The following is a 20,065-nucleotide window of genomic DNA, read 5'->3' as shown; positions in this document are numbered from 1 at the left end:
TCGCTGGTGTGGGCGCTGGAGGGCGTGTCTCGTTGATCTTTTTCGGGACTGGTGGCGGTGGGGATTGCGATCGCTTCGCCGGGCTGAGCGGCCTTACTTCAAGCGCAGTGTCGTAACCAGGTTGCGTAGGCCCGACTTCGAGCGATCCCCGGCGGTCACGTCTTGCGACGCGCTCGCTTCGCACGCGGCGCGGCCTCGCTTCGCACCGGCTCCGCCTCGTGCTGCGCCGCCGCCACGATCCACTGCCGGAAGGCCATGACCGCGTCGTCGCCGGTGCGATCGGTGTTCACCACCAGCGTGTAGTCGGGGCCGCGCCATGCCGGCTCCGAGATCGGACAGACCAGCCGCCCCGCCGCGATCTCGCGCTCGATCAGCGGCAGCGAGGCCAGCGCCACGCCGAGCCCTTCGGTGGCCGCGCCCAGTTGCAGGAACACGTGATCGAAGGCCAGATGCCGGGCGCCCTGCAGGCCCGGCGAGCCGGCCTGCCGCAACCAGTCGGACCAGGCCGTGCGCGTGCTCGTGGAGTGCAGCAGCGTATGGTGGCGCAGGTCGTCGACGCTGCGGATCGGATGGCTCAGCAGCACTGCCGGGTTGCAGGCCGGCAGGCGCAGATCGGGCATCAGCGTGGTCGATACGAGGCCCGCCGCGTGCTCGGGACCCGAGCGCACGCCCACGTCGAACGCATCGCCGACATAGCGCAGCTTGCGCGAGGTGGTGGAGAGCCGTACTTCGATATCGGGGTAGCGCGCCTGGAAATCCGCGAGCCGCGGTATCAGCCAGCACAAGGCGAAGCTCGCCAGCGCGTTCACGCGCACCACGCCCGTGATGCGCCGCGTGGCGGACTCGTGGCGCAGCCGCGTGACCGAGCTGCTCAGGCGCGCGAACGCGCCGTTCACGTCGTTGAGCAGCGCCACGCCTTCGTCGGTCGGCACCACGCCGCGCGCGCGGCGCTCGAACAGCGGCACGCCGAACCAGTCCTCCAGCAGGCGGATCTGCTTGCCGACCGCCCAGTGCGTGACGTGCAGGTCGCTGGCCGCGGCCGCGAAGCTGCCGAGCCGCGCCACCGCCTCGAAGTGCCGCAACGCATTCAATGGCGGCAGCCGGTCCGCTTCCTTGATGACGCGCTTGGTGGTGTTCATCCGTGACTCATCCGTGACTTTTTCTCCCGTCTGACTCAATTTTACGTCAGTTGTGGCGGGTAACCGGCATCCCTAGACTAGCCCTGTCCACTCACCCGATACACGTGCGGGCGCCCATGCGGCGCCGCGCTTCGACTGTCCGATGACACGTTCTTCCCTCTCTTCCCTGGCCGCGCAACCAGCCACCGCCTCGCGTTCGCGCGTGTTGTGGCTCTCCTGCACGGCGCATGCGCTGCACGACGGCTATACCGACATGATCTATGCGCTGCTGCCGGTCTGGCAGGCCGATTTCGGGCTCGGCTACGGCGCGCTGGCCGCCCTGCGCGCGATCTACGCCGGCACCATGGCCACGCTGCAGCTGCCCGCCGGCTGGCTCGCGCGGCGCCTCGGCACGCGCGCCACGCTCGCGCTCGGCACGCTGCTGGCCGCGCTCGGCTACGCCGTGGCCGGCATGTCGGGCACGCTGTTCGGCCTGTGCGCGGCGCTCGCGCTCTCCGGGAGCGGCTCGAGCACGCAGCATCCGCTTGCCTCGGGCGCCGTCTCGCGCGTGTACGGGCGCGACGCCCGCGGGCCGCTCAGCCTCTACAACTTCTCGGGCGACCTTGGAAAATCCGCGCTGCCGGCCGCCATCTCGCTGATGGTCACCGTCATGCCGTGGCGCCACGCGCTGTGGGGCGTGTCGGTGATCGGCGTGGCGGTGGCGGCATTGATTGCACTTTTTCTCCCCACGATACCGAGAGGCCAGGCGGCCGTCGAAGGCACCGCGAGCCGTCGCGACGGCGGCGCGCGCAGCGGCTTCTCGCTGCTGTTCACGATCGGCGTGCTCGACACGGCCGTGCGGATGGGGCTGCTCACGTTCCTGCCGTTCCTGATGAAGGGCAAAGGCATCTCGCCGTCGATGATGGGCACCGCGCTCGCGCTCGTGTTCATCGGCGGGGCCGCCGGCAAGTTCGCCTGCGGCTGGCTCGGCGCGCGGATGGGCGTGATCGGCACCGTGCTCGCGACCGAAGGCGGCACGGCCGCGCTGATCCTCGCCGTGATCTGGCTGCCGCTGGCGCCGGCCATGGTGCTGCTGCCGCTGCTCGGCATGATGCTCAACGGTACGTCGTCCGTGCTCTACGGCACCGTGCCCGAGCTGACGCCGGTCGAACACACCGAGCGTGCGTTCGCGCTGTTCTACACCGGCACGATCGCGTCGGGCGCGCTCTCCCCGATTGCCTACGCGTTCCTCGGCGACCGGGTCGGCGTCCACGGTGCCACGTTCGCGACCGCGGCCACCGCGCTGGCCGTGCTGCCGCTGGCGTTGATGCTGCGCCGGCATTTGCGCGCGGCTTGAATTGTGGCGTGGGTAGCGCGTGTGGGTCGGAGAGTTCGCCGAGCGGGTCGTGAAATCGCCGGGCGGCGCGGCGCTGGCTCGGCATCGATTCATCGGGCACCGTTCGTCATGGCCGGCCCGCATCGTCATCGCATCATCAACAGGAGGTTCACCCAATGAGTTCCGTTTCGCAGGCGCCGTTGATCCTGATCACGGGAGGCAGCCGCGGCGTGGGCGCGGCCACCGCACGGCTGGCCGCCGCGCGCGGTTACGACGTGGCGATCAGTTTCGTCTCCGATGAAGCGGCCGCCCTCGGTGTGGCCGCCGACGTGACAGCACACGGGCGACGGGCCTTGCCCGTGCGGGCCGACAGCGCGGACCCGGAGCAGGTCGCCGGGCTGTTTACCGCGATCGACCGCGAATTCGGCCGGATCGACGTGCTCGTGAACAACGCCGCGATCATCGCGCGGCAGTCACGCCTGGAAGATCTCGGCTTCGAGCGCATGCAGCGCGTATTCGCCGTGAATGCGATCGGCCCCATGCTCTGCGCGCAGCAGGCGGTGAAGCGGATGGCCTATCGTTATAACGGGCGCGGCGGCGCCGTGATCAACGTCTCGTCGGCATCGGCCCGGCTCGGTAGTCCCAATGAATACGTCGATTACGCAGCCTCGAAAGGAGCCATTGAAACGTTCACGACCGGCTTCGCCAAGGAGGTGGCGCGCGACGGAATACGTGTGAACTGCGTGCGGCCCGGGCACATCTACACCGACATGCACGCCAGCGGCGGCGAGCCGGGACGCGTGGACCGCGTGAAGGATTCGATCCCGATGGGACGCGGCGGGCAACCGGAGGAAGTGGCGCGGGCAATTCTGTGGCTGGCGAGCGCGGAGGCGTCGTTCGTGACGGGGACGTTTCTCGATGCGACGGGGGGGAAGTGAGAGGAGGCTCTGATAGCGAGCACGACGGCGCCACTATCGAGACGGCCCACCTCCAAGGCGCTTGCACGGCAGCAAATGCACGCCGCGCCCTCCCTCAATCTGCCGGATCAAGCAACGACAGTTCATCGACAAACGCCACGGCGAACGAGCCGGTGCCGCGTGCCGATGCCGCGCGTTCCGCCGCAACCTTGTAAATCGCGTGCGCCGCGGCCGTGGCCTCGAGCGGCGAGCGTGCATTCGCGAGCAGGCCCGCGATCAGCGCGCCAAGCGCGCAGCCGGCGCCGGTGACACGGGTGAGGCGCGCGTCGCCGCCGCTGATGGCAACCAGCGCCTCCCCGTTGGTCACGTAATCCACCTCCCCGCTGACAGCGATCACCGCACCGCTCTCTTTCGCGAAGCCCTTGATCACCGCGATCGCCTCGTCGGAGCGCGCGGTGCTTTCCACGCCTTTGGCACCGGCCTTGCCGCCCGCGAGTGCGATCAGTTCGCTGGCATTGCCGCGAATCGCCGTCGGCTTGTAGCGCAGCAGCCCGTGGATGGCCGCGTCGTACTCGGGGCTGCCCGCCCCGAACGCCACCGGATCGAGCACCCACGGCGTACCCGCTTCGTGTGCCGACCGGGCGGCCGCCTTGAGCGTGTCCGGCGCGCTGCTGATCAGCGCGGCGCCGTTGATCCACATCCCGGCTGCTGCGGCGGCGAAGCGGGTCGGCCAGTCGAGCGCGGGGCCAATCGCGGGTGCAGCTCCCACGGCCAGCAGCACGTTTGCACTGAGGTTGGCCGCAATGTAGTTGGTCAGTCCGTAGACGAACGGTTGTGCCCGTTGCAGTGCCGCCAGTTCGGTACGCACCGCTGCGTCGGCCCATGAAAGTTGCGGAGTCATGTGGATCCCCTGAAAAGCGTCGAAAGGTTCGGACAGGCTCCGCTCAACGTCATCGCCAAGCTGGCCGGCTCCCGACACGATTGGAAAGTGCGATGACGCAGTTTGCGCTGCTTTACCCGGAGCGATTCCACATCTAGGTCGGAGTCTTAACCTGCCTCACATACGGAATCCCGGATCCGCGGAACCAGGATTCACCACTCCCCCGCCCATCCCCCGCGTCACCCCGCCCCATTCCCGCCCATCGAAACGTTTACAATACCCGCCCACCCCAGCCCCCGACCTCAAGCCCGAAGCCTCATGACCGACCATCTCACCGACACCGACGACGCAGCCCAGGACGACAACCCGATCCACGAGGACGGCCTCTGGCACGACAACGGCTGGACGGCGCGCGTGATCAAGAACGAGGACGACGACGGCTGGGCCGTCGCGATGATCAAGGACGGCGAGGCCGAGCCGGCGCTGGTCGGCCCCTGGACGATGGGGCGCGACAAGAAGAATCCGAAGCCGCTCGACTCGGCGGCGTTCCGCACGCTGGTGAAAACCGTGTCGGAAGTGCTGCGCCGCCACGAGCAGCAACGCGAGGCGATGCTGCACAAGGAAGTGACGGTGCATGTGGAGGCGCGCGCGGTGTCGGTGACGCTCGACATCGTGCCCGACGACGACGAACCCTACGCCGTGCTGAAAGCGTTCGACGAAGCCGGCGAGCAGCTCGGGCAGGCCACCGTGCAGGCCGGCTTCCGCCTCGACAAGGCAAGCGCGACGCGCTGGATCAACCGCGATTTCGAGCGTCCCGACTAAGCGCCGACCAAGCCGGCGGCATCGCCTCAAACCACCCTCGCCGCGCTTCGCCTCATTGCCCTTGCAGCGCCTTCTCCAGCGTCTTCTTCTGCGCGCGGCGCTGCGGCGTCGCATTGTTGCGCGCGGCGCGTGCCGCGTCGAACGCGTCCTCGTCGTAGACGCAGCCGGCCGCGTAGTGCCCGGCGTCGATGTTGAACGCGCGCTTGGCACGCTGGTCCAGATCCTTGCGCACGATCGCGTAGCCGTCCATCTTCATCTCCACGTCCAGGCCCTCGCGCTTGCCGAGCGCGAGCACGTCGTCGGCGGCGTGCGGCGAGGCCACCACCACGAACACGCTGCTGCGGCTGTTCAACAGCACGGTGTCGGAACTGACGCCGAGCGCGCTCACGGCCGGCTTGACGGTCCACACCGGGCCGGACGTGCCGGGGATGTCCTTCGCCTCGGGAAAGCCCACGGCATGCGCGTCGACACTGTCGTTGAAGCCGGCCAGATCGTCGAGCGACGCGCGGCATTGCACCAGCTGCTCGATCAGCGCATGCGGGCCGGCCTTCGCGGCCGCATGGGCGGCCGGCGCCGCGCAGGCCAGCACCACGCCGCCCAGCGCGGCGGCCACACGGAACCTCAGCGGCGCGCTCATCGCTTCACCACGCAATCCTGCAGGGCCAGGAAGTCGGTGCCCGAGGTGAGCGCGATCGCGCAAATCGCGCTGAACTTCGCGCCCACCGGCAGCGCCGCCATCTTCCGCGTTTCCTTGTCGTCGTAGCCGGTCAGGCGCGCGAGCGGTTCATCGGGCCGCGACGGATCGCCGGCCACCAGCAGCGTGTTGCCGGTGAACCCTTGCGACTGCTCGACCACCACGGCCGTGAACAGGATGCGCTTGTCGTCGCCGTACTCGGGCAGGCCGGTGACCGACTGGTTGTCGTGTGCGTAGCGCGAATAGAGTTCGACGAGCTTGACCTTCTTGACTGCCGGACCGGCCGCGTGCGCGACGGGCGACAGCAACGCCACCGATGCGGCCAGCACCGCGCCGGCCGATGCGAGCCGGACTGCCTGTTGGATCATGGTTGTTCTCTCAGCGGATGAATGTCGTTCTGATCGGACGCCACGCGCCGGCGGCGGCAGCGCGGCCCGTGCGCCGTCGTTGCAATCGGCGCGAGGCGTAATGTAGCAGAAAGCCACCGGCCGTGAACCGGCGCCCGGCGCGGATGATGGGCCGCCCCGCCCATCGGCTGGACCGAAAGCATCCCGCGGCGCGCCAATGAAAAACGCGCGACCTCCATTGCCGGAGCATCGCGCGTGGCGGGTGAATCGCGCGCCGTCAGGCAGCCGCGTCCGGCAAATTCAGCAGCCGGTGTTCTTCACGCGCTCCACCTCGAGGCCGAACCACGGGCGCAGCCGGGTGCCGAGCACGTTGCCGGCGAATGCGCAGACGAGCCACAGCCAGCCATGCAGGCTGCCTGACACGATCCCGCTGAAATACGCGCCGATGTTGCAGCCATAGGCGAGCCGCGCGCCGTAGCCGAGCAGCAGCCCGCCCGCCACGGCGGCGATCAGCGAGCGCAGCGGCACGCGCCAGACGGGCGCGTAGCGGCCGGCCAGCGAGGCGGCGGCCATCGCGCCGAGGATGATGCCGACGTCCATCACGGTGGTCACGTCGTGGCTGGCCGGCGCGGCGAGCGCGGCGGCGTTGGGGCCGGCCAGCCAGTACTTCCAGCTCGCGACGTCGATGCCGAGCGCGGCGAAGCCCTTCGCGCCCCACAGCGCGAACGCGGAGGTCACGCCCCACGGCCGCCCCGACAGCGCGAGCGTGGCGAAGTTGAGCACGGCGAGCGCGACGGCGCCGGCCAGCAGCGGCCACGGGCCATGCAGCCACGGCGACGTATGCGGCGCGCGCGTCTCGCGCACCAGCGCGCCGTGGCGGCGCTTCTCGAACGTGACGGTCAGCGCGGCGATCACGGCGAACACCGCGAGATTCAACACGAGCGCGGGCAGCACGCCGAGCGCGTGGACCAGCGAGACGGGCTTCAGTTGCGGCATCGAGGTCCAGAACGGCATGTGCGCGGTGGCCACCACCGAGCCCACCACGAACGCGAGCAGCGTGACGATCATGCGCGTGCTGCCGCCGCCCACCGTGTAGAGCGTGCCCGAGGCGCAGCCGCCGCCGAGCTGCATGCCGACGCCGAACAGGAACGCGCCGACGATCACCGAGGTGCCGGCCGGCGAGACGAGCCCGGTCACCGGCTGGCCGAACAGCGTGCCGGCCGACAGCGCGGGAAAGAACAGCAGCACGCCGATCGCGAGCATCAGCATCTGCGCGCGCAGGCCGGCGCCGCGGCGGTCGGCGATGAACACGCGCCACGCGGACGTGAAGCCGAACGCGGCGTGATAGAGCGTCATTCCGAGCAGCGCGCCGACCAGATACAGCGCGGCCTGCCGGAGGCTGACGGCCTGCGCGAGATAGACGGCGCCGAGCGCGACGAGCAGCAGCGCGAAGCCGAGCGATTTCGGATTGATGGAGTCGAGCACACGCGGAGCGCGTACCGGCGACGAAGGCAGAGTCGACATGAGCGGAGAAACGAAACGTGACGGAAGGAAAAACCGGGCTGACGCGGTCGGAAGACGTGGCGCGAGGGGATGAATCGCGGGATCCGCGCGCTTGTTCAGGACACCGATCGGATAAATCGGCATGCTGAACCGGCGGACATCGCGCCGGGCGCGATCACGGGCCACCCGGTCAGGCGTGAGCCGGACGCAAGCGTAGCACGAAACGAAATCCGCACTGTGACGAGGGGATCGGCACCGCCGCGCCGGCCGGGCGACCGGTCGCGGTGCGCTCATGCGAGCCGGCCCGCAAGCCGGCCGCCAGATTCAGTGCGACGAACGCTCGAAGCTGAACACCCGCTCGGCGCGCTCGCCGTTGGTACGTTCGACGGTCACGGTGCCGCGATTTTTCACGTGCCAGCCGGGCCGCGCGGTCACTTCCGCGGGCGGCTGGCTGTCGATGCCGCCGAGCCCCTCGGCGGGCGGGCTGGTGGCGTCGTCGAGCGAGGCGTTCGAATGGATCACGTTGTCCTGCAGCGGCGACGCTTCGCGGCGCGCCTCCAGGCCCTTGCCGTCCACGTCCACCGAGTTGTCGGTGGTCGCCATGTTGGCGTTGTCGAGCGAGGTGATGCGCTCGGCGGCGCGGCGCACCGGGTCGTCGTGCTGCTCGCCGCGATGACCGCGTTCGATCGGCGGCAGCCCGGTGGGCGTCTTGCCCGCGATCGACTCCGGCGTCTGCTTGTTCGCGAAGCCGGCCGCCTGCGTGCCGGCATCGGGCTGGTCCTTGCCGGCCGCCGGCGTCTTCACCGGGCTCTGGCCGGCCTTTTCGTGCTGTTGCTGCGGATAGGTGTTCGATTTGACGGGTTGTTCAGGCATAAGGGCTCCTTGCCGCGCCGCCGGTCGGGCCCGACGACGTTTTCTGGCATTGGGTGGGCTGGGCCGTCGACGACGGCGAAGGACCGCTGACGGCACGCACAAGCAAGTAACCGGCGCATCGACAAGCCGTCCCTCCCCGGCGTTCGTCACGGGCGAGTCCCCGGATTCATGCAACATGCGTGCCGGCCTTCGGGCCCCTGATGCGGGCGTGTGGGCGGCCGCGCACGACGACGCGGCGCCATGCCGGCAATCGCTACATCGCGATTGCAAATCTTTCTCGTCCGCCACGTTCATTCGACCCCGCGTCCCGGGCGCATGCCGAGGCACGGCAACGCCGGACCGCTGAGGTCAAACCACCGCCAGCACGCATCAGGCCGCCTCGTCGGGCCTGCGGATCGGGTCGAAGTCCTGCCAGCGGCCATCGCGCCATTCGCCGTCCACGCGCTCGACCGACATCGCCCCGGTCGAGCGCAGGATTTCCTCGGCCGCGGTGGCATTGCTCTCGTTCACGTGCGCGGCCAGCACCACGCCGTGTTCGGTGCGTTCGAGCGTGCCCTTGCCCTCCTCGGCGCGCCCGCGCATGCCTGCCAGCGCGCCGCTGAACGCGCCCAGATAGGCGCCGAGCAGCGTCGTCGCCGCGGGCACCCACCACGGCGTGTGCCAGATCGCATAGACCAGCAGCCCGAGCAGCAGGCCGACCGCCACGCCCCGCACCGTGCCGGCGATCGCGCCGCGCCCGCCCGGCTTGGCGGCCGTATCGGCGTACACGTCGCCGCCGATCGGAAAGCGGCCGTGCTGGCCGTGCGGATTCAGGAAGAAGATCGACACGTCGTCGCGTTGGAACTGTCGATCCATCAAGCGGCGCCGGGACGTTTCCGCATCGGCGAAAGTCTGGAAGTTGCCTGTCACGATCATCGTCATGATGTTCTCCTCTCGGGATCGGGCGCATGCGCCGTCGCTCGTGAAGCACGCAAGCGCCGTGCCGCGCGGCAGCCGAAGCCGAACATCGGAGAAAGCGGCGTGCGCCGCGCCCGCCTGACGGCCGGCACGTGAATTGCGCACTACCGCCGCAGACAACGTCAAACGGAGGACAACGAATGATTCGAGTAGCGGATGTGATGTCGCGCGACGTGGTATCGATCGCGCCGAACGACACGGTACGGCACGCGGCGCAGCGGATGGCGCATTACGACGTGGGTGCGCTGCCGGTGTGCGATCGCGGGCGCATCGTCGGCATCGTGACCGATCGCGATCTGACGGTGCGCGTGCTCGCCGACGACGTCGGCCCCGACACGGCGATCGGCGAGATCGCGACGAAGCGGCCGGTCTGCTGCCGCGAACATGACGATCTCGACGCGGTCCAGCAGCGCATGGCCGAGGCGCGAATCCGCCGGACGCCGGTGGTCACGGCCGGCGGCCAGCTGGTGGGGATGCTGTCGCTCGGCGATATCGCCACGCGCGCCCAGGGCGCCTCGCAGGACGAACTGGCGAACACGCTCGAACGCGTCTCGCAGCCGGGTCAATGACGCGCGGCTGATACGTGACGCGGGATGACGCGAACGGGGGAGCGACGGATCCCGGCGTGGCCGCCGCGATGATGGCGGCAACCGCGGCGGCGGCAACCGTTTGCGGTCGGCGAGGCGGTAGCCGTTGCGGCGCAATCGAAGCCGGCTACGGCGCCGGCGTGGCGCGGGATCAGTACGTGGGCAGGCCGATGCAGGCGTTCGGATCGGCCGACGCGCAGGCGATCGAATAACCGGCCGCGCTCATGGCCAGCACGTCCTTGCCCGCGTCGAGCGCGTCGCGCACGTCGTCGGGGCAGCGTTCGTAGGTAATGAAGGCGGTACAGGCGACAGCGGACATCACGACCAGCGAGAAAGCAATCTTTTCAAGTACGACAAAACGGTGAGGCATCATCCCTCAATCCTCCTTTGAGGGCGTCATTCTATCGCAGCCTAGGGTTTTTACCTAGGGATTACACCTAGTCCGAGGGACACGACCCGACCGGAGCCGACGCAAAACCGGCCCAACACGACGCGAGCCCGCTGCCACGGGCCGGGAAGGCCGGCGGGAGCGGGCTCGGGTGTGGGATTCCTGCAACGCCGCCTGCCGTCGCGCGACGCGGCGCGGGCGAAATTGCATCGAAGGGTCGAATCCGCACGACCAATCGGCGCACTGCCCGGTCGGTCGTGCGGCATTCGGCGACGTTGCGCGTCAGGCGCTCAGATCGCCGTCGTGACGGGCGTGGTGGCCGCCGGGTCGGTGGTGGTCACCTTGCCGTTCTCGACGCGCCCGGCGATGCGGCGCAGCCATGACGGGTTGTCGGGGATCGTGAACTGCAGGTCGTACCACTGGCCGTTGCACGACAGATCCCAATGCGCTTCCACGCTCTGCCCGGCCGGCACCGTCAGCGTGCGCGGCGCCTGGCCGTAGGCGAGATCGGTGGCGGTTACCGTCATCGGCTGCGTGCCGGCGTTGGCGAGCGTCACGTAGACGTTGCCGTTGGCCACGTCGTAGCAGGTCGTCAGGTCCGGATGCGCAACGATCTCGCCCGAGGCCGAGCCGAGGAAACGGCGGAAATAGCCGTTCGGGCCGTAGACGTGGATCGCGTAGCCGCTGCCCGCGTCGAGCGTCCAGGTGTCGGACAGCTGCTTGCCGGCTTCCACCGTGTACGAACGCGGCAAGGCGCTCGAATCGTTGGTATAAACCCAGAAGTGCGCGCCCTGCGTGCCGCCGCTCGCGAACGTGAGCGTATAGCCGGCGTTCGTCAATTGGCCGTTCACGTGCAGCTCGTAGGGCGTCGGACGCGCGAGACGCGTGCCCGGCTCCTGCGCGGCGATGCCCGGCGCGGCGCTGGCGGCCGGCGCGGCCTGCGTGGTGGCGCGCGCGCACTGCAGGTCGGCCTGCGCGACGTAGTTCGTGGTGCTCGGCAGGTTCGGGAAGGTGGCGTCCGACTTCGTGAAGTCGAGCGTCGACGTGAGGTCGCCGCACACGGCGCGACGCCACGGCGAGATGTTCGGCTCCTGCACGCCGAAGCGCTGCTCGATGAATTGCAGCACGGAGGTGTGATCGAACACCTGCGAGCTGACGAAGCCGCCCTTCGACCACGGCGACACCACGAACATCGGCACGCGCGGCCCGAGGCCATACGGCAGCGTGTCGGCGGTATAGGTGCCCACTTCCTGCGCCGGCACCACGGTGTGGCGCTCGAGCGAGATGTCCACGGTGCTCGCGCCGACGTTTGCGGGCGGCGTCGAGACGAAGGTCGGCGCCTGCGGCGGCACGACGTGGTCGAAGAAGCCGTCGTTCTCGTCGTACATGATGAACAGGACGGTCTTGCTCCAGACGTCCGGGTTCGAGGTCAGCGCGTCGAGGATCGTCGAGATGTAGTACGCGCCGTAGAGCGGCGTGTACTTCGGATGCTCCGAATACGCGGCCGGCGGCAGCAGCCACGAGACCTGCGGCAGCGCGCCGGCCTGCACGTCGGCCTTCAGCTGCGCGATGTTGCGCGTGCTCATGCCGCGCTGCTGCAGCGACGAGCCGGCCGGGGCGTTCACGAAGTTCTGGAACGCCGCGAGCATGTTGGTGCCGTAGTTGCCCGTGTAGTTGTCGAAGTCGGTGCCCTGCTGGTACACCTGCCACGACACGCCGGCCGCCTCGAGGCGTTCCGGATAGGTGGTCCAGGTCAGCGGATCGCGCAGCTGGGTCGGCTCGAACTGGTTGTCGATGTAGTCGATGTTGTCGAGCAGCGGACCGCCGCCGGTGGCGAGCGGATCGACCATGCCCGTCATCAGGTACATGCGGTTCGGGTGGGTGTTGCCGGGAATCGAGCAGAAGTACTGGTCGCAGACGGTGAACGCATCGGCGAGCGCGTAGTGGAACGGCACGTCGTCGCGCTGATGGTAGCCCATCGTCATGTTGGTCTTCTGCGCGGCCCACTGGCCGGCGCGGCCGTGGTCGATCGCGCTGTGCGTGGTGACCCACGTATGCGGCAGGCCGCCGATGCACTGCGCGTTCCAGTCCGGATTGGTGGTGTCGTAGCGGAACGGCGCGATCACCTTGGTCGCGTCCTCCTGGCGCGGCTGGAACCACACCGGCTTGCCGTTCGGCAGCGTGACGGGGAAGCGGTCGTTATAGCCGCGCACGCCGCTCAGGTGGCCGAGGTAGTGATCGAACGAGCGGTTCTCCTGCATGAACACGACGATGTGCTGCACGTCCTGGATCGTGCCGGTCACGGTGGCCGGTTCGATCGCGAGCGCACGGCGGATCGATTCGGGCACCAGCGTGGTGGCCGCGGTGGCGCCGGCCAGGCCGGCGGAGAACTTCAGAAAATCGCGTCGGGATTGGGTGACCATGTCGGGTCCTGATGGATGGATCGTCGGACGTCAGGATTTCGGCGCCGTGAAGCCGGGCGGGCAATGCAGGTTCGCGGTGGCGACCGCGGCGTTGCCGCAGGCCGCCTTCGGCGGCGTGGTCACGGGCGCGGCCGGCTGCGAATCGTCGCCGTTGCAGGCGGCGAGCGAGGCCGCGGCGGCAAGCGTACCGATCAGTATCAAGTGCCGTAGTGCCGGCGTCTGCATGGGGATTTCTCCGTCGTGGGATATCCGGCGGACGCGGGCTCGCGTCCGGGGCGGGCGTCTCACTCCTTGCGCCCGCGGCCCCGACGATAGTTCGCGATTGTTACATCGCGGTGTTGGGAAACCCAGCGATTCTCTCCGCGCGCCTTGCCCGGCGCGGCTTTTGGTCGATTCGACCGAAAGCGGAAAGAAAGTATCGGTAACAATTCGCCGGCCGCCCGGGTGCAGCCGCACGCGCCGTTGCGGCACCGACCGTCGCGTCGCTTCGCATTCCGGACCATTCCCGGCCATTCCGGGATTGCCGCGAATGCTCTACGATGGCGGCATCGATCCGCCACGCGCGTTCCCCGGCCAGGACAGCCATGCGCACAGGCGGACACGCCATCCGACATCGTGAGACCCGATCGCATGCAAATCGCCCCCCTTCCCGCCAACGAGGCTTCGCGGCTTGCCCGGCTGCACAGCCTGAATCTGCTCGACACGCCGGACGAGGAGCGCTTCGACCGCATCGTCCGGCTGGCGCGGCGCATCTTCGACGTGCCGATCGCGCTGGTCTCGCTGATCGACGCGAACCGCCAGTGGTTCAAGAGCTGCTTCGGCCTCGCGGAGCGCGAGACGCCGCGCGACGTCTCGTTCTGCGCCCACGCGATCCTCTCGCACGACGCGCTGGTGATCCCCGACGCCACGCTCGACCCGCGCTTCGCCGACAACCCGCTCGTCACCGGCGCGCCCGGCATCCGCTTCTATGCGGGCCACCCGCTCGCGCTGCCCGACGGCACGAATCTCGGTACGCTGTGCCTGATCGATACGCGCCCGCGCGAGATCGACGCGGCCGACCTGGCCCACCTGCGGGATCTGGCGAGCCTGGCCGAGCGCGAGGTGGCTGCCGTGCAGCTGGCCACGCTCGATTCGCTGACCTCGCTGTCGAACCGCCGCGGCTTCGAGATGCTCGCCCAGCAGGCGCTGAACGCGTGCCGGCGCCGCGGCCTGCGCGCCTCGCTGCTGTTCTTCGATCTCGACGGGTTCAAGCAGATCAACGACCGTTTCGGCCATGCCGAGGGCGACCATGCGCTGGTGCTGTTCGCGCAGTCGCTCACCACCGTGCTGCGCGAGATGGACGTGATCGGGCGGCTCGGCGGCGACGAGTTCGTCGCGCTGGTGATGTCGGAACAGCTCGACGCGCGGGATCTGGTCGAGCGGCTGCGCGAGGATCTCGGCGCGCGCAGCGAACAGGCCGGGCTCGCTTACGAGATCCGCTTCAGCGTCGGCCACGTCGATTACGCGCCGTGCGACGAGCCGTCGGTCGCCCGGCTGCTCGCCGAATCGGACCTGCGCATGTACGCCGACAAGAGCCGCGTGAAATCGGGAGCCGCGCCGCATTGAGGGGGCACCAGGGCTGTATCGAGCCGGCACCAACCTGCACCGAATCGCACCGAATCACGCGCGGGAACCCGCACCGGTTCCCGCGCCGAACCCCGTATCAGGCCGTCCCGTGCCGAGCCCCGCGCTTCGGCGTCCCGCCGTCTTCCCCACCTGGAGAGATTTCGATGCATGTCGCCGCTTCACTCGTCGCCATCCTGTCCGCGCTGATGCTGGGCGCGATGATTCCCGGCCCCAGCTTCGTGCTGGTGGCGCGCAACGCGATCGGGCTGTCGCGTCGCGACGGGCTTGCCACCGCGCTCGGCATGGGCGTGGGCGCGATCGTGTTCGCCTGCGTGGCGCTCGCGGGGCTCTACACGCTGCTCAGTTCGGTGGCGTGGCTCTATCTGGCGCTGAAGGTGGCGGGCGGGCTGTACCTGCTGTATCTGGCCGTGCAGTTCTGGCGCGGCGCGCGGCAGCGTTTCACGTTCGACGCCGATATCGCGCGCCACGGCGGCCGGCCGCTGCGCTCGTTCCGCGTCGGCCTGACCACGCAGCTGAGCAACCCGAAGACGGCGATCTGGTACGGCAGCATCTTCGCGGCGCTGCTGCCCGCGCATCCGCCGACGGTGGCGTACCTGGTGCTGCCGCCCGCGGTGTTCGTGATGGAGGCCGGCTGGTACACGGTGGTGGCGCTCGGCTTCTCCACGCGCCGGCCGCGCGAGCTGTACCTGCGTGCGCGCGGCGTGATCGACCGCCTCGCGGCGGGCGCGATCGCGGCGCTGGGCCTGCGGCTGATCTGGAACGCGCGCGGCGCGGGAATCTGAGCGCCGGCAGCGAACGCGCGCGGTCACGGACCGTGCCGCGCGTGTCCGTCTGCTCGTATGAGGTGTGCTCTATCTGGCACCGGCCCGCGCGAACGCCGCGGGCGAGCCGCGGTGAGCGAGATCAAGGCAGCGGGAAACAGCGGAATTCAGTGGCGCCGCTGGCGGCGCAGGTCGTCGCGCACGCGCTTGGCCGCGAGCAGCGCGACGTAGTCGAGGATGCGCGCGCCGTCGCGATATTCGGCGAGCGTCTTCTCGTAGAGGGCGGAAACGGTTTCCTTCGGCGTGTGGGTATCAGAGGCGATCGACTGGACGATTTCGTCGATGTTGATCTGTGTGGCCATGTGTTGCGCTCCTGGTGGGGGGACGGAGGGACCAACGCGAACGGCACGGTGCGGAACGTCATTGAACGACGCGGAACGCCGTTTCGCAAATAGAATCGAACTATGACTCTCGCATGATCATCACGAGGCGTTCGGTCACGATAAGCGAAGTAGCCGGCATGTTCCCGCCTCGCCCGGCCCCTGCCTTCGTGACCGGATCCGTGCCGGCGGCGCGAAGCGGCGCCCCTGCCGGGATTCCGGCCGGGCGCCGCGCGCAGGGGCCGCTTCCGTCGCACGACGCGTGCCGCCGCCTCCGCGTTGGCAGCGAAACCGCTGATCCTGCCCCTTGCGTTTGCCAAACGCGCGCCACTCGCGTAACTTTGAACGCCGTTTGGCGGATTGCGCGCCACGTCCCCCGACCGCCCCTCCAGGAGGCCGCTTCACGATGGATATCGCCAATCGCCGCCGCATCTGCGCGGCGCTTTCGCTCGTCGCCGCGTTCGGCGGCACGCTCGCCGCCGGCACGGCACACGCCGACACGGTCACCGTCGCCTCGAAGATCGACACCGAAGGCAGCCTGCTCGGCAACCTGATCGCGCAGGTGCTCAAGTCGCACGGCCTGGGCGTGACCGACAAGATCAGCCTCGGCGCCACGCCGATCGTGCGCCGTGCGCTGGTGGCCGGCGAGATCGACGTCTACCCCGAGTACACCGGCAACGCCGCGTTCTTCTTCAACAAGACCGGCGACCCGGTCTGGAAGGATGCCGCGCGCGGCTACGCCGAAGCCAAACAGCTCGACTATTCGGCCAACCACCTGGTCTGGCTCACGCCGGCGCCCGCCAATAACACCTGGGGCGTGGCCATGCTCGGGCCGCTCGCCGGCCAGCAGCACCTGAAGACCTTCAGCGACTTCGGCCGCTGGGTGGCCGCGGGCGGCAAGGTCAAGCTCGCGGCGTCGGCCGAGTTCGTCAACAGCGCCTCGGCGCTGCCATCGTTCGAGAAGGCCTATGGCTTCAAGCTGAAGCCGGACCAGATGCTGGTGCTGTCGGGCGGCGACACGGCCGCCACGATCCGCGCGGCCGCCGCGCAGACCGACGGCGTCAACGCGGCGATGGTGTACGGCACCGACGGCGCGATCGCCGCCTCGGGGCTCGTGCTGCTCGACGACGACAAGAAAGTGCAGCCCGTCTACGCCCCCGCGCCGGTGATCCGCGAGGCGGTGCTGAAGGCGCATCCGCAGATCGCCGACTGGCTCAAGCCGGTGTTCGCGAGCCTCGACCTCAAGACGCTGCAGACCCTCAACAGCCGCATCCAGATCAACGGCGAACCGGCCGCGCACGTTGCGGCCGACTACCTGAAGGCGAAGGGCTTCGTCAAATGACGGACCCCGCCGCGCCTGCGGCGCCTTCCGGCCATGCCGGCCCGCGGCGGCACGGCGGGTATCTCGACCGGGTCGGCGTGCTGGTCGCGCTCGCCGCGTGCGGCGCGCTCGCGCTGCCGTTCGTCACGTTCCGCGCGAACCGGATCGTGCCGGGCCACGGCCTGGCGCTGACCGACATCTTCCCCACCCCGCTCGCCCTGCTCGCGCTGGCCGGCTGGCTCGCGGCCGCCGCGTTCGCGCTCGCGCGCACGCGCCCCGGCTGGCGCGCCGTGGCCGGCACGGCGGCGCTGGTCTGGCTCGGCTACTGGCTCGGCGCGGCCCCCGCGCGGCTCGTCAGCGGCGAGATGCCGATCGCGCGCGTCTCGCCGGCGGCCGGCGCGTGGCTGCTGCTGTTCGCGTTCGCGGTGCTGATCGCCGACGCGCTGGCGCGGCTCAAGCTCGCCCCGCTCAAGCGCCTCGGCGCGCTGGCGGTGGCGCTCGCGGCGCTCGCCGCCGCGCTCGCGAGCGGTGGGTGGGACGGCCTGTCGGTCATGCAGGAATACGCGGTGCGCGCCGACACGTTCTGGAACGAGGCGGCCCGCCATCTCGCGCTGGTGGCCGGCTCGACGTTCACCGCGTTCGCCGTGGCGCTGCCGGTGGGCATCGGCTGCGCGCACCGCCCGGCCTGGCGCGCGACGCTGCTGCCGACGCTGAACGTGGTGCAGACCATTCCGAGCATCGCGCTGTTCGGCATCCTGATGGTGCCGCTCGGCCTGCTGGCCGCGCACCTGCCGCTGGCCGCCGCGCTCGGCATCGGCGGGATCGGCCCGGCGCCGGCCGTCGTCGCGCTGTTCCTGTACGCGCTGCTGCCGATCGTGTCGAGCGTGGTGGTGGGGATCGACGGCGTCGACGCGCGCGTGGTCGAGGCCGCCGCCGCGATGGGCATGACGCCGCGCCAGCGCGTGCTCGGCGTGGAACTCGCGCTGGCGCTGCCGGTGATCCTCGCCGGGCTGCGCATCGTGCTGGTGCAGAACGTCGGGCTGACCGCGGTGGCCGCGCTGATCGGCGGCGGCGGCTTCGGCACCTTCATCTTCCAGGGGCTCGGCCAGGCCGCCACCGACCTCGTGCTGCTCGGCGCGCTGCCGACCATCGCGCTCGCGTTCGTGCTGTCGGTGGTGTTCGACGCGGCCATCCAGTCCACCCAACGGAGTGCTTCCCGATGATCGAGATCGAACGCGTGACGCGTCGCTTCGGGCCGCTCGTCGCCGTCGACGACGTCTCGCTCGCCATCGCGCCCGGCACCGTCACGGCGCTGGTCGGCGCCTCGGGCAGCGGCAAGTCCACGCTGATGCGGATGATCAACCGGCTGATCGAACCGACCCGCGGCACGATCCGCATCGACGGCGTCGATACCGCCACGGTGCGCGGCGAGACGCTGCGGCTCGGCATCGGCTACGTGATCCAGGGCCACGGCCTGTTTCCGCACTGGACGGTGGCGCGCAACATCGCCACCGTGCCGACCCTGGCCGGCTGGCCGAAGGCGCGCATCGAGGCGCGCGTCCATGAACTGCTGGAGCTGTTCGAACTCGATCCGTCGATCTACGCGCACAAGCTGCCGCATCAGCTCTCGGGCGGCCAGCAGCAGCGCGTGGGCGTGGCGCGGGCGCTGGCCGCCGAGCCGGCGATCCTGCTGATGGACGAGCCGTTCGGCGCGCTCGATCCGATCATCCGCGGCAAGGCGCAGGACGACCTCGCGGCGCTGCAGCGCCGCACCGGCATCACCATCGTGCTGGTCACGCACGACATGGACGAGGCGCTGCGGCTCGGCGACCAGATCGCGGTGATGGACGGCGGCCGCGTGCTGCAGGCCGCCCCGCCCGCGCAGCTGCTCGCGCGGCCCGCGCCGGGCTTCGTCGAGAAGCTGGTGGCCGGCGCCGAGCGGCCGCTGCGGCTGCTGGCGCTGACGCCCGTCTCGCGGCTGGCCGAGCCCGGCCACGCGAGCGGCGCGCCGATCGAGGCCGACCGCTCGCTGCGCGATGCGCTGTCCGAACTGCTGTGGCGCGGCGCCGATGCGCTGCCGGTGGCGCCGCCCGCGGGCGGGCAAGCCGACTTGCCGGCCGGTTCGCAAGCTGCCCCCACCCGCATCACGCTCGCCGCGCTGGTCGCGCATGCGAGGCACGGCGCATGAGCTTCGCGAACGGCCCGCATGGCGGCAAGCACAGCGACAAGACTGGCAACGAGGCAGCCGGCGCCGGCCTGCGCGCCGTGTCCGCCGCGGCGCGGCTCGTGGCGCTGGCCGCGCTGCTCGTGCTGATCGCGCGGCCCGGCTGGCTGCAGCCGCTGTTCGCGCCGCTCGCCGAGCATGGCGCGCCCGCCATCTACGACCGCGCGAGCCTGATCGACCTGACGCTCGCGCACCTCGCGCTGGTGGCGGCGTCGAGCCTGATCGGCTCGGTGCTCGCGATCGCGGCCGGGATCGCCGTCACGCGCCCGGCCGGCGCCGATTTCCTGCCGGTGGCGCGCAGCATCGCCAACCTCGGCCAGACCTTCCCGCCGGTGGCCGTGCTTGCGCTCGCGGTGCCGGCCGTGGGCTTCGGCGCCACGCCGGTGCTGCTCGCGCTGACGCTGTACGGCCTGCTGCCGGTGTTCGAAAGCACGCTGGCGGGCCTCGGCTCGATCCCGGCCGCCACGCTCGACGCGGCGCGCGGCATGGGCATGAGCGCGCGCCAGCGACTCGTCTCGATCGAGCTGCCGCTGGCCATGCCGGTGATCGTCAATGGCGTGCGGCTCGCGGTGGTGATCAACCTCGGCACCGCCACGATCGGCTCGACGGTGGCCGCCAGGGGCCTCGGCGACGTGATCATCGCCGGGCTCCAGACCTCCAACACCGCGTTCGTGCTGCAGGGCGGCGTGATCGTCGCGCTGCTCGCCGTGCTGCTCTACGATGCGCTCGGCCTGGCCGGCCGCCTGCTCGCGCCGGCCGACACGGCCGCGCGCCGCGCCGGGCGCGACTGAGCCGCCCGCGCTCCCAGCGTTTCCTTCCGTTCCCTTCCGCCGCCGTTTCCGTTCGCCAATATCGCCGGACGCGCCGCGGCATTTGCGATGCGTCCTATGGTGATTCGCGCTCGGTGT

Annotated in this window: 22 protein-coding genes; 11 read left to right on the top strand and 11 right to left on the bottom strand. The window is 70.1% G+C overall.

The features are described 5' to 3' along the window. Window positions 1-155: 155 nt before the first annotated feature. Entirely contained in the window at window positions 156-1,139 is a 984-nt protein-coding gene (locus tag BpN12_RS23895) for a LysR substrate-binding domain-containing protein (protein WP_246797889.1), read from the bottom strand. Between the two features lie 142 nt (window positions 1,140-1,281). Here BpN12_RS23895 and BpN12_RS23890 point away from each other — a divergent pair, with 142 nt between their 5' ends. Both BpN12_RS23890 and BpN12_RS23885 read left to right on the top strand, forming a co-directional pair. After that, on the top strand, window positions 1,282-2,475 hold the full coding sequence (locus BpN12_RS23890) for an MFS transporter (RefSeq protein WP_246797888.1): 1,194 nt from the start codon (window positions 1,282-1,284) through the stop codon (window positions 2,473-2,475). A 155-nt stretch (window positions 2,476-2,630) separates the two neighbouring features. Beyond that, window positions 2,631-3,392: an SDR family oxidoreductase gene (locus BpN12_RS23885; RefSeq protein WP_246797887.1), complete on the top strand. Its 762-nt coding sequence runs from the start codon at window positions 2,631-2,633 to the stop codon at window positions 3,390-3,392. A gap of 94 nt (window positions 3,393-3,486) precedes the next feature. Here the strand turns inward: BpN12_RS23885 and thiM are convergent, their stop codons facing one another. Beyond that, entirely contained in the window at window positions 3,487-4,272 is a 786-nt protein-coding gene (thiM, locus tag BpN12_RS23880) for a hydroxyethylthiazole kinase (RefSeq protein ID WP_246797886.1), read from the bottom strand. A gap of 297 nt (window positions 4,273-4,569) precedes the next feature. On the opposite strand from thiM, the gene BpN12_RS23875 reads away from it, so the two are divergent. Beyond that, window positions 4,570-5,073 (top strand): hypothetical protein, encoded by a 504-nt coding sequence (locus BpN12_RS23875; protein WP_246797884.1) that lies wholly within the window; start codon window positions 4,570-4,572, stop codon window positions 5,071-5,073. Between the two features lie 52 nt (window positions 5,074-5,125). Here BpN12_RS23875 and BpN12_RS23870 read toward each other — a convergent pair whose 3' ends face one another. The 5 genes from BpN12_RS23870 to BpN12_RS23850 all read right to left on the bottom strand — a co-directional run bounded on the left by BpN12_RS23870 (window position 5,126) and on the right by BpN12_RS23850 (window position 9,411). Beyond that, on the bottom strand, window positions 5,126-5,710 hold the full coding sequence (locus tag BpN12_RS23870; protein WP_246797882.1) for a hypothetical protein: 585 nt from the start codon (window positions 5,708-5,710) through the stop codon (window positions 5,126-5,128). Beyond that, complete coding sequence (locus BpN12_RS23865; RefSeq protein ID WP_246797880.1) at window positions 5,707-6,135, bottom strand: hypothetical protein; 429 nt, start codon at window positions 6,133-6,135, stop codon at window positions 5,707-5,709. Before BpN12_RS23865 ends, BpN12_RS23870 begins: the two co-directional genes overlap by 4 nt. Before the next feature lie 279 nt (window positions 6,136-6,414). Next, window positions 6,415-7,638 carry a YeeE/YedE family protein gene (locus BpN12_RS23860; RefSeq protein ID WP_246797878.1) on the bottom strand — a complete coding sequence of 408 codons (1,224 nt, stop codon included), beginning with the start codon at window positions 7,636-7,638 and terminating at the stop codon, window positions 6,415-6,417. A gap of 303 nt (window positions 7,639-7,941) precedes the next feature. Continuing rightward, on the bottom strand, window positions 7,942-8,490 hold the full coding sequence (locus BpN12_RS23855) for a DUF3005 domain-containing protein (protein ID WP_246797877.1): 549 nt from the start codon (window positions 8,488-8,490) through the stop codon (window positions 7,942-7,944). A gap of 369 nt (window positions 8,491-8,859) precedes the next feature. Continuing rightward, window positions 8,860-9,411, bottom strand: a complete 552-nt coding sequence (locus BpN12_RS23850) for a hypothetical protein (RefSeq protein ID WP_246797876.1) — start codon at window positions 9,409-9,411, stop codon at window positions 8,860-8,862. Between BpN12_RS23850 and BpN12_RS23845 the strand changes: the two genes are divergently transcribed. Together BpN12_RS23845 and BpN12_RS23840 are read left to right on the top strand one after the other, a co-directional pair. After that, window positions 9,328-9,543 (top strand): hypothetical protein, encoded by a 216-nt coding sequence (locus BpN12_RS23845; RefSeq protein ID WP_246798077.1) that lies wholly within the window; start codon window positions 9,328-9,330, stop codon window positions 9,541-9,543. The genes BpN12_RS23850 and BpN12_RS23845 overlap by 84 nt on opposite strands. A gap of 44 nt (window positions 9,544-9,587) precedes the next feature. Then, entirely contained in the window at window positions 9,588-10,016 is a 429-nt protein-coding gene (locus tag BpN12_RS23840) for a CBS domain-containing protein (protein WP_198252336.1), read from the top strand. A 169-nt stretch (window positions 10,017-10,185) separates the two neighbouring features. Here the strand turns inward: BpN12_RS23840 and BpN12_RS23835 are convergent, their stop codons facing one another. The 3 genes from BpN12_RS23835 to BpN12_RS23825 form a co-directional block, all read right to left on the bottom strand. Beyond that, window positions 10,186-10,407 (bottom strand): hypothetical protein, encoded by a 222-nt coding sequence (locus tag BpN12_RS23835; protein ID WP_425306363.1) that lies wholly within the window; start codon window positions 10,405-10,407, stop codon window positions 10,186-10,188. Between the two features lie 305 nt (window positions 10,408-10,712). Beyond that, window positions 10,713-12,845 (bottom strand): phosphocholine-specific phospholipase C, encoded by a 2,133-nt coding sequence (locus BpN12_RS23830; protein ID WP_246797875.1) that lies wholly within the window; start codon window positions 12,843-12,845, stop codon window positions 10,713-10,715. A gap of 30 nt (window positions 12,846-12,875) precedes the next feature. After that, window positions 12,876-13,070: a hypothetical protein gene (locus BpN12_RS23825; protein ID WP_246797874.1), complete on the bottom strand. Its 195-nt coding sequence runs from the start codon at window positions 13,068-13,070 to the stop codon at window positions 12,876-12,878. Window positions 13,071-13,475: 405 nt separating this feature from the next. Between BpN12_RS23825 and BpN12_RS23820 the strand changes: the two genes are divergently transcribed. Together BpN12_RS23820 and BpN12_RS23815 are read left to right on the top strand one after the other, a co-directional pair. Then, a complete protein-coding gene (locus BpN12_RS23820) occupies window positions 13,476-14,450 on the top strand; it encodes a GGDEF domain-containing protein (protein WP_246797872.1) in 975 nt (324 codons plus the stop codon). A 164-nt stretch (window positions 14,451-14,614) separates the two neighbouring features. Next, window positions 14,615-15,253, top strand: a complete 639-nt coding sequence (locus BpN12_RS23815; protein WP_246797871.1) for a LysE family translocator — start codon at window positions 14,615-14,617, stop codon at window positions 15,251-15,253. Window positions 15,254-15,399: 146 nt separating this feature from the next. Here BpN12_RS23815 and BpN12_RS23810 read toward each other — a convergent pair whose 3' ends face one another. Then, a complete protein-coding gene (locus BpN12_RS23810) occupies window positions 15,400-15,594 on the bottom strand; it encodes a DUF3562 domain-containing protein (protein WP_246797870.1) in 195 nt (64 codons plus the stop codon). A 424-nt stretch (window positions 15,595-16,018) separates the two neighbouring features. Here BpN12_RS23810 and osmF point away from each other — a divergent pair, with 424 nt between their 5' ends. From osmF to BpN12_RS23790, 4 genes are read left to right on the top strand one after another with little or no spacing between them, the layout of a single operon-like run. Next, complete coding sequence (gene osmF, locus BpN12_RS23805; RefSeq protein ID WP_246797869.1) at window positions 16,019-16,954, top strand: glycine betaine ABC transporter substrate-binding protein OsmF; 936 nt, start codon at window positions 16,019-16,021, stop codon at window positions 16,952-16,954. Next, entirely contained in the window at window positions 16,951-18,156 is a 1,206-nt protein-coding gene (locus BpN12_RS23800; protein ID WP_246797868.1) for an ABC transporter permease, read from the top strand. The genes osmF and BpN12_RS23800 overlap by 4 nt, the downstream gene beginning before the upstream one ends. After that, entirely contained in the window at window positions 18,153-19,121 is a 969-nt protein-coding gene (locus BpN12_RS23795) for an ABC transporter ATP-binding protein (RefSeq protein ID WP_246797866.1), read from the top strand. Before BpN12_RS23800 ends, BpN12_RS23795 begins: the two co-directional genes overlap by 4 nt. After that, a complete protein-coding gene (locus BpN12_RS23790; RefSeq protein WP_246797865.1) occupies window positions 19,118-19,948 on the top strand; it encodes an ABC transporter permease in 831 nt (276 codons plus the stop codon). The genes BpN12_RS23795 and BpN12_RS23790 overlap by 4 nt, the downstream gene beginning before the upstream one ends. Window positions 19,949-20,065: the final 117 nt, after the last annotated feature.

It is taken from the genome of Burkholderia perseverans (assembly GCF_022870505.1).
GTDB classification, from domain to species: domain Bacteria; phylum Pseudomonadota; class Gammaproteobacteria; order Burkholderiales; family Burkholderiaceae; genus Burkholderia; species Burkholderia plantarii.
This window is presented reverse-complemented; position numbering and strand designations above follow the sequence as displayed.

Excerpts from the sequence above, each read along its gene's own strand:
- BpN12_RS23895 (WP_246797889.1), bottom strand. The coding sequence starts at position 1,139 with ATGAACACCACCAAGCGCGTCATCAAGGAAGCGGACCGGCTGCCGCCA.
- BpN12_RS23890 (WP_246797888.1), top strand. The coding sequence starts at position 1,282 with ATGACACGTTCTTCCCTCTCTTCCCTGGCCGCGCAACCAGCCACCGCC.
- BpN12_RS23885 (WP_246797887.1), top strand. The coding sequence starts at position 2,631 with ATGAGTTCCGTTTCGCAGGCGCCGTTGATCCTGATCACGGGAGGCAGC.
- thiM (WP_246797886.1), bottom strand. The coding sequence starts at position 4,272 with ATGACTCCGCAACTTTCATGGGCCGACGCAGCGGTGCGTACCGAACTG.
- BpN12_RS23875 (WP_246797884.1), top strand. The coding sequence starts at position 4,570 with ATGACCGACCATCTCACCGACACCGACGACGCAGCCCAGGACGACAAC.
- BpN12_RS23870 (WP_246797882.1), bottom strand. The coding sequence starts at position 5,710 with ATGAGCGCGCCGCTGAGGTTCCGTGTGGCCGCCGCGCTGGGCGGCGTG.
- BpN12_RS23865 (WP_246797880.1), bottom strand. The coding sequence starts at position 6,135 with ATGATCCAACAGGCAGTCCGGCTCGCATCGGCCGGCGCGGTGCTGGCC.
- BpN12_RS23860 (WP_246797878.1), bottom strand. The coding sequence starts at position 7,638 with ATGTCGACTCTGCCTTCGTCGCCGGTACGCGCTCCGCGTGTGCTCGAC.
- BpN12_RS23855 (WP_246797877.1), bottom strand. The coding sequence starts at position 8,490 with ATGCCTGAACAACCCGTCAAATCGAACACCTATCCGCAGCAACAGCAC.
- BpN12_RS23850 (WP_246797876.1), bottom strand. The coding sequence starts at position 9,411 with ATGACGATGATCGTGACAGGCAACTTCCAGACTTTCGCCGATGCGGAA.
- BpN12_RS23840 (WP_198252336.1), top strand. The coding sequence starts at position 9,588 with ATGATTCGAGTAGCGGATGTGATGTCGCGCGACGTGGTATCGATCGCG.
- BpN12_RS23835 (WP_425306363.1), bottom strand. The coding sequence starts at position 10,407 with ATGATGCCTCACCGTTTTGTCGTACTTGAAAAGATTGCTTTCTCGCTG.
- BpN12_RS23830 (WP_246797875.1), bottom strand. The coding sequence starts at position 12,845 with ATGGTCACCCAATCCCGACGCGATTTTCTGAAGTTCTCCGCCGGCCTG.
- BpN12_RS23825 (WP_246797874.1), bottom strand. The coding sequence starts at position 13,070 with ATGCAGACGCCGGCACTACGGCACTTGATACTGATCGGTACGCTTGCC.
- BpN12_RS23820 (WP_246797872.1), top strand. The coding sequence starts at position 13,476 with ATGCAAATCGCCCCCCTTCCCGCCAACGAGGCTTCGCGGCTTGCCCGG.
- BpN12_RS23815 (WP_246797871.1), top strand. The coding sequence starts at position 14,615 with ATGCATGTCGCCGCTTCACTCGTCGCCATCCTGTCCGCGCTGATGCTG.
- BpN12_RS23810 (WP_246797870.1), bottom strand. The coding sequence starts at position 15,594 with ATGGCCACACAGATCAACATCGACGAAATCGTCCAGTCGATCGCCTCT.
- osmF (WP_246797869.1), top strand. The coding sequence starts at position 16,019 with ATGGATATCGCCAATCGCCGCCGCATCTGCGCGGCGCTTTCGCTCGTC.
- BpN12_RS23800 (WP_246797868.1), top strand. The coding sequence starts at position 16,951 with ATGACGGACCCCGCCGCGCCTGCGGCGCCTTCCGGCCATGCCGGCCCG.
- BpN12_RS23795 (WP_246797866.1), top strand. The coding sequence starts at position 18,153 with ATGATCGAGATCGAACGCGTGACGCGTCGCTTCGGGCCGCTCGTCGCC.
- BpN12_RS23790 (WP_246797865.1), top strand. The coding sequence starts at position 19,118 with ATGAGCTTCGCGAACGGCCCGCATGGCGGCAAGCACAGCGACAAGACT.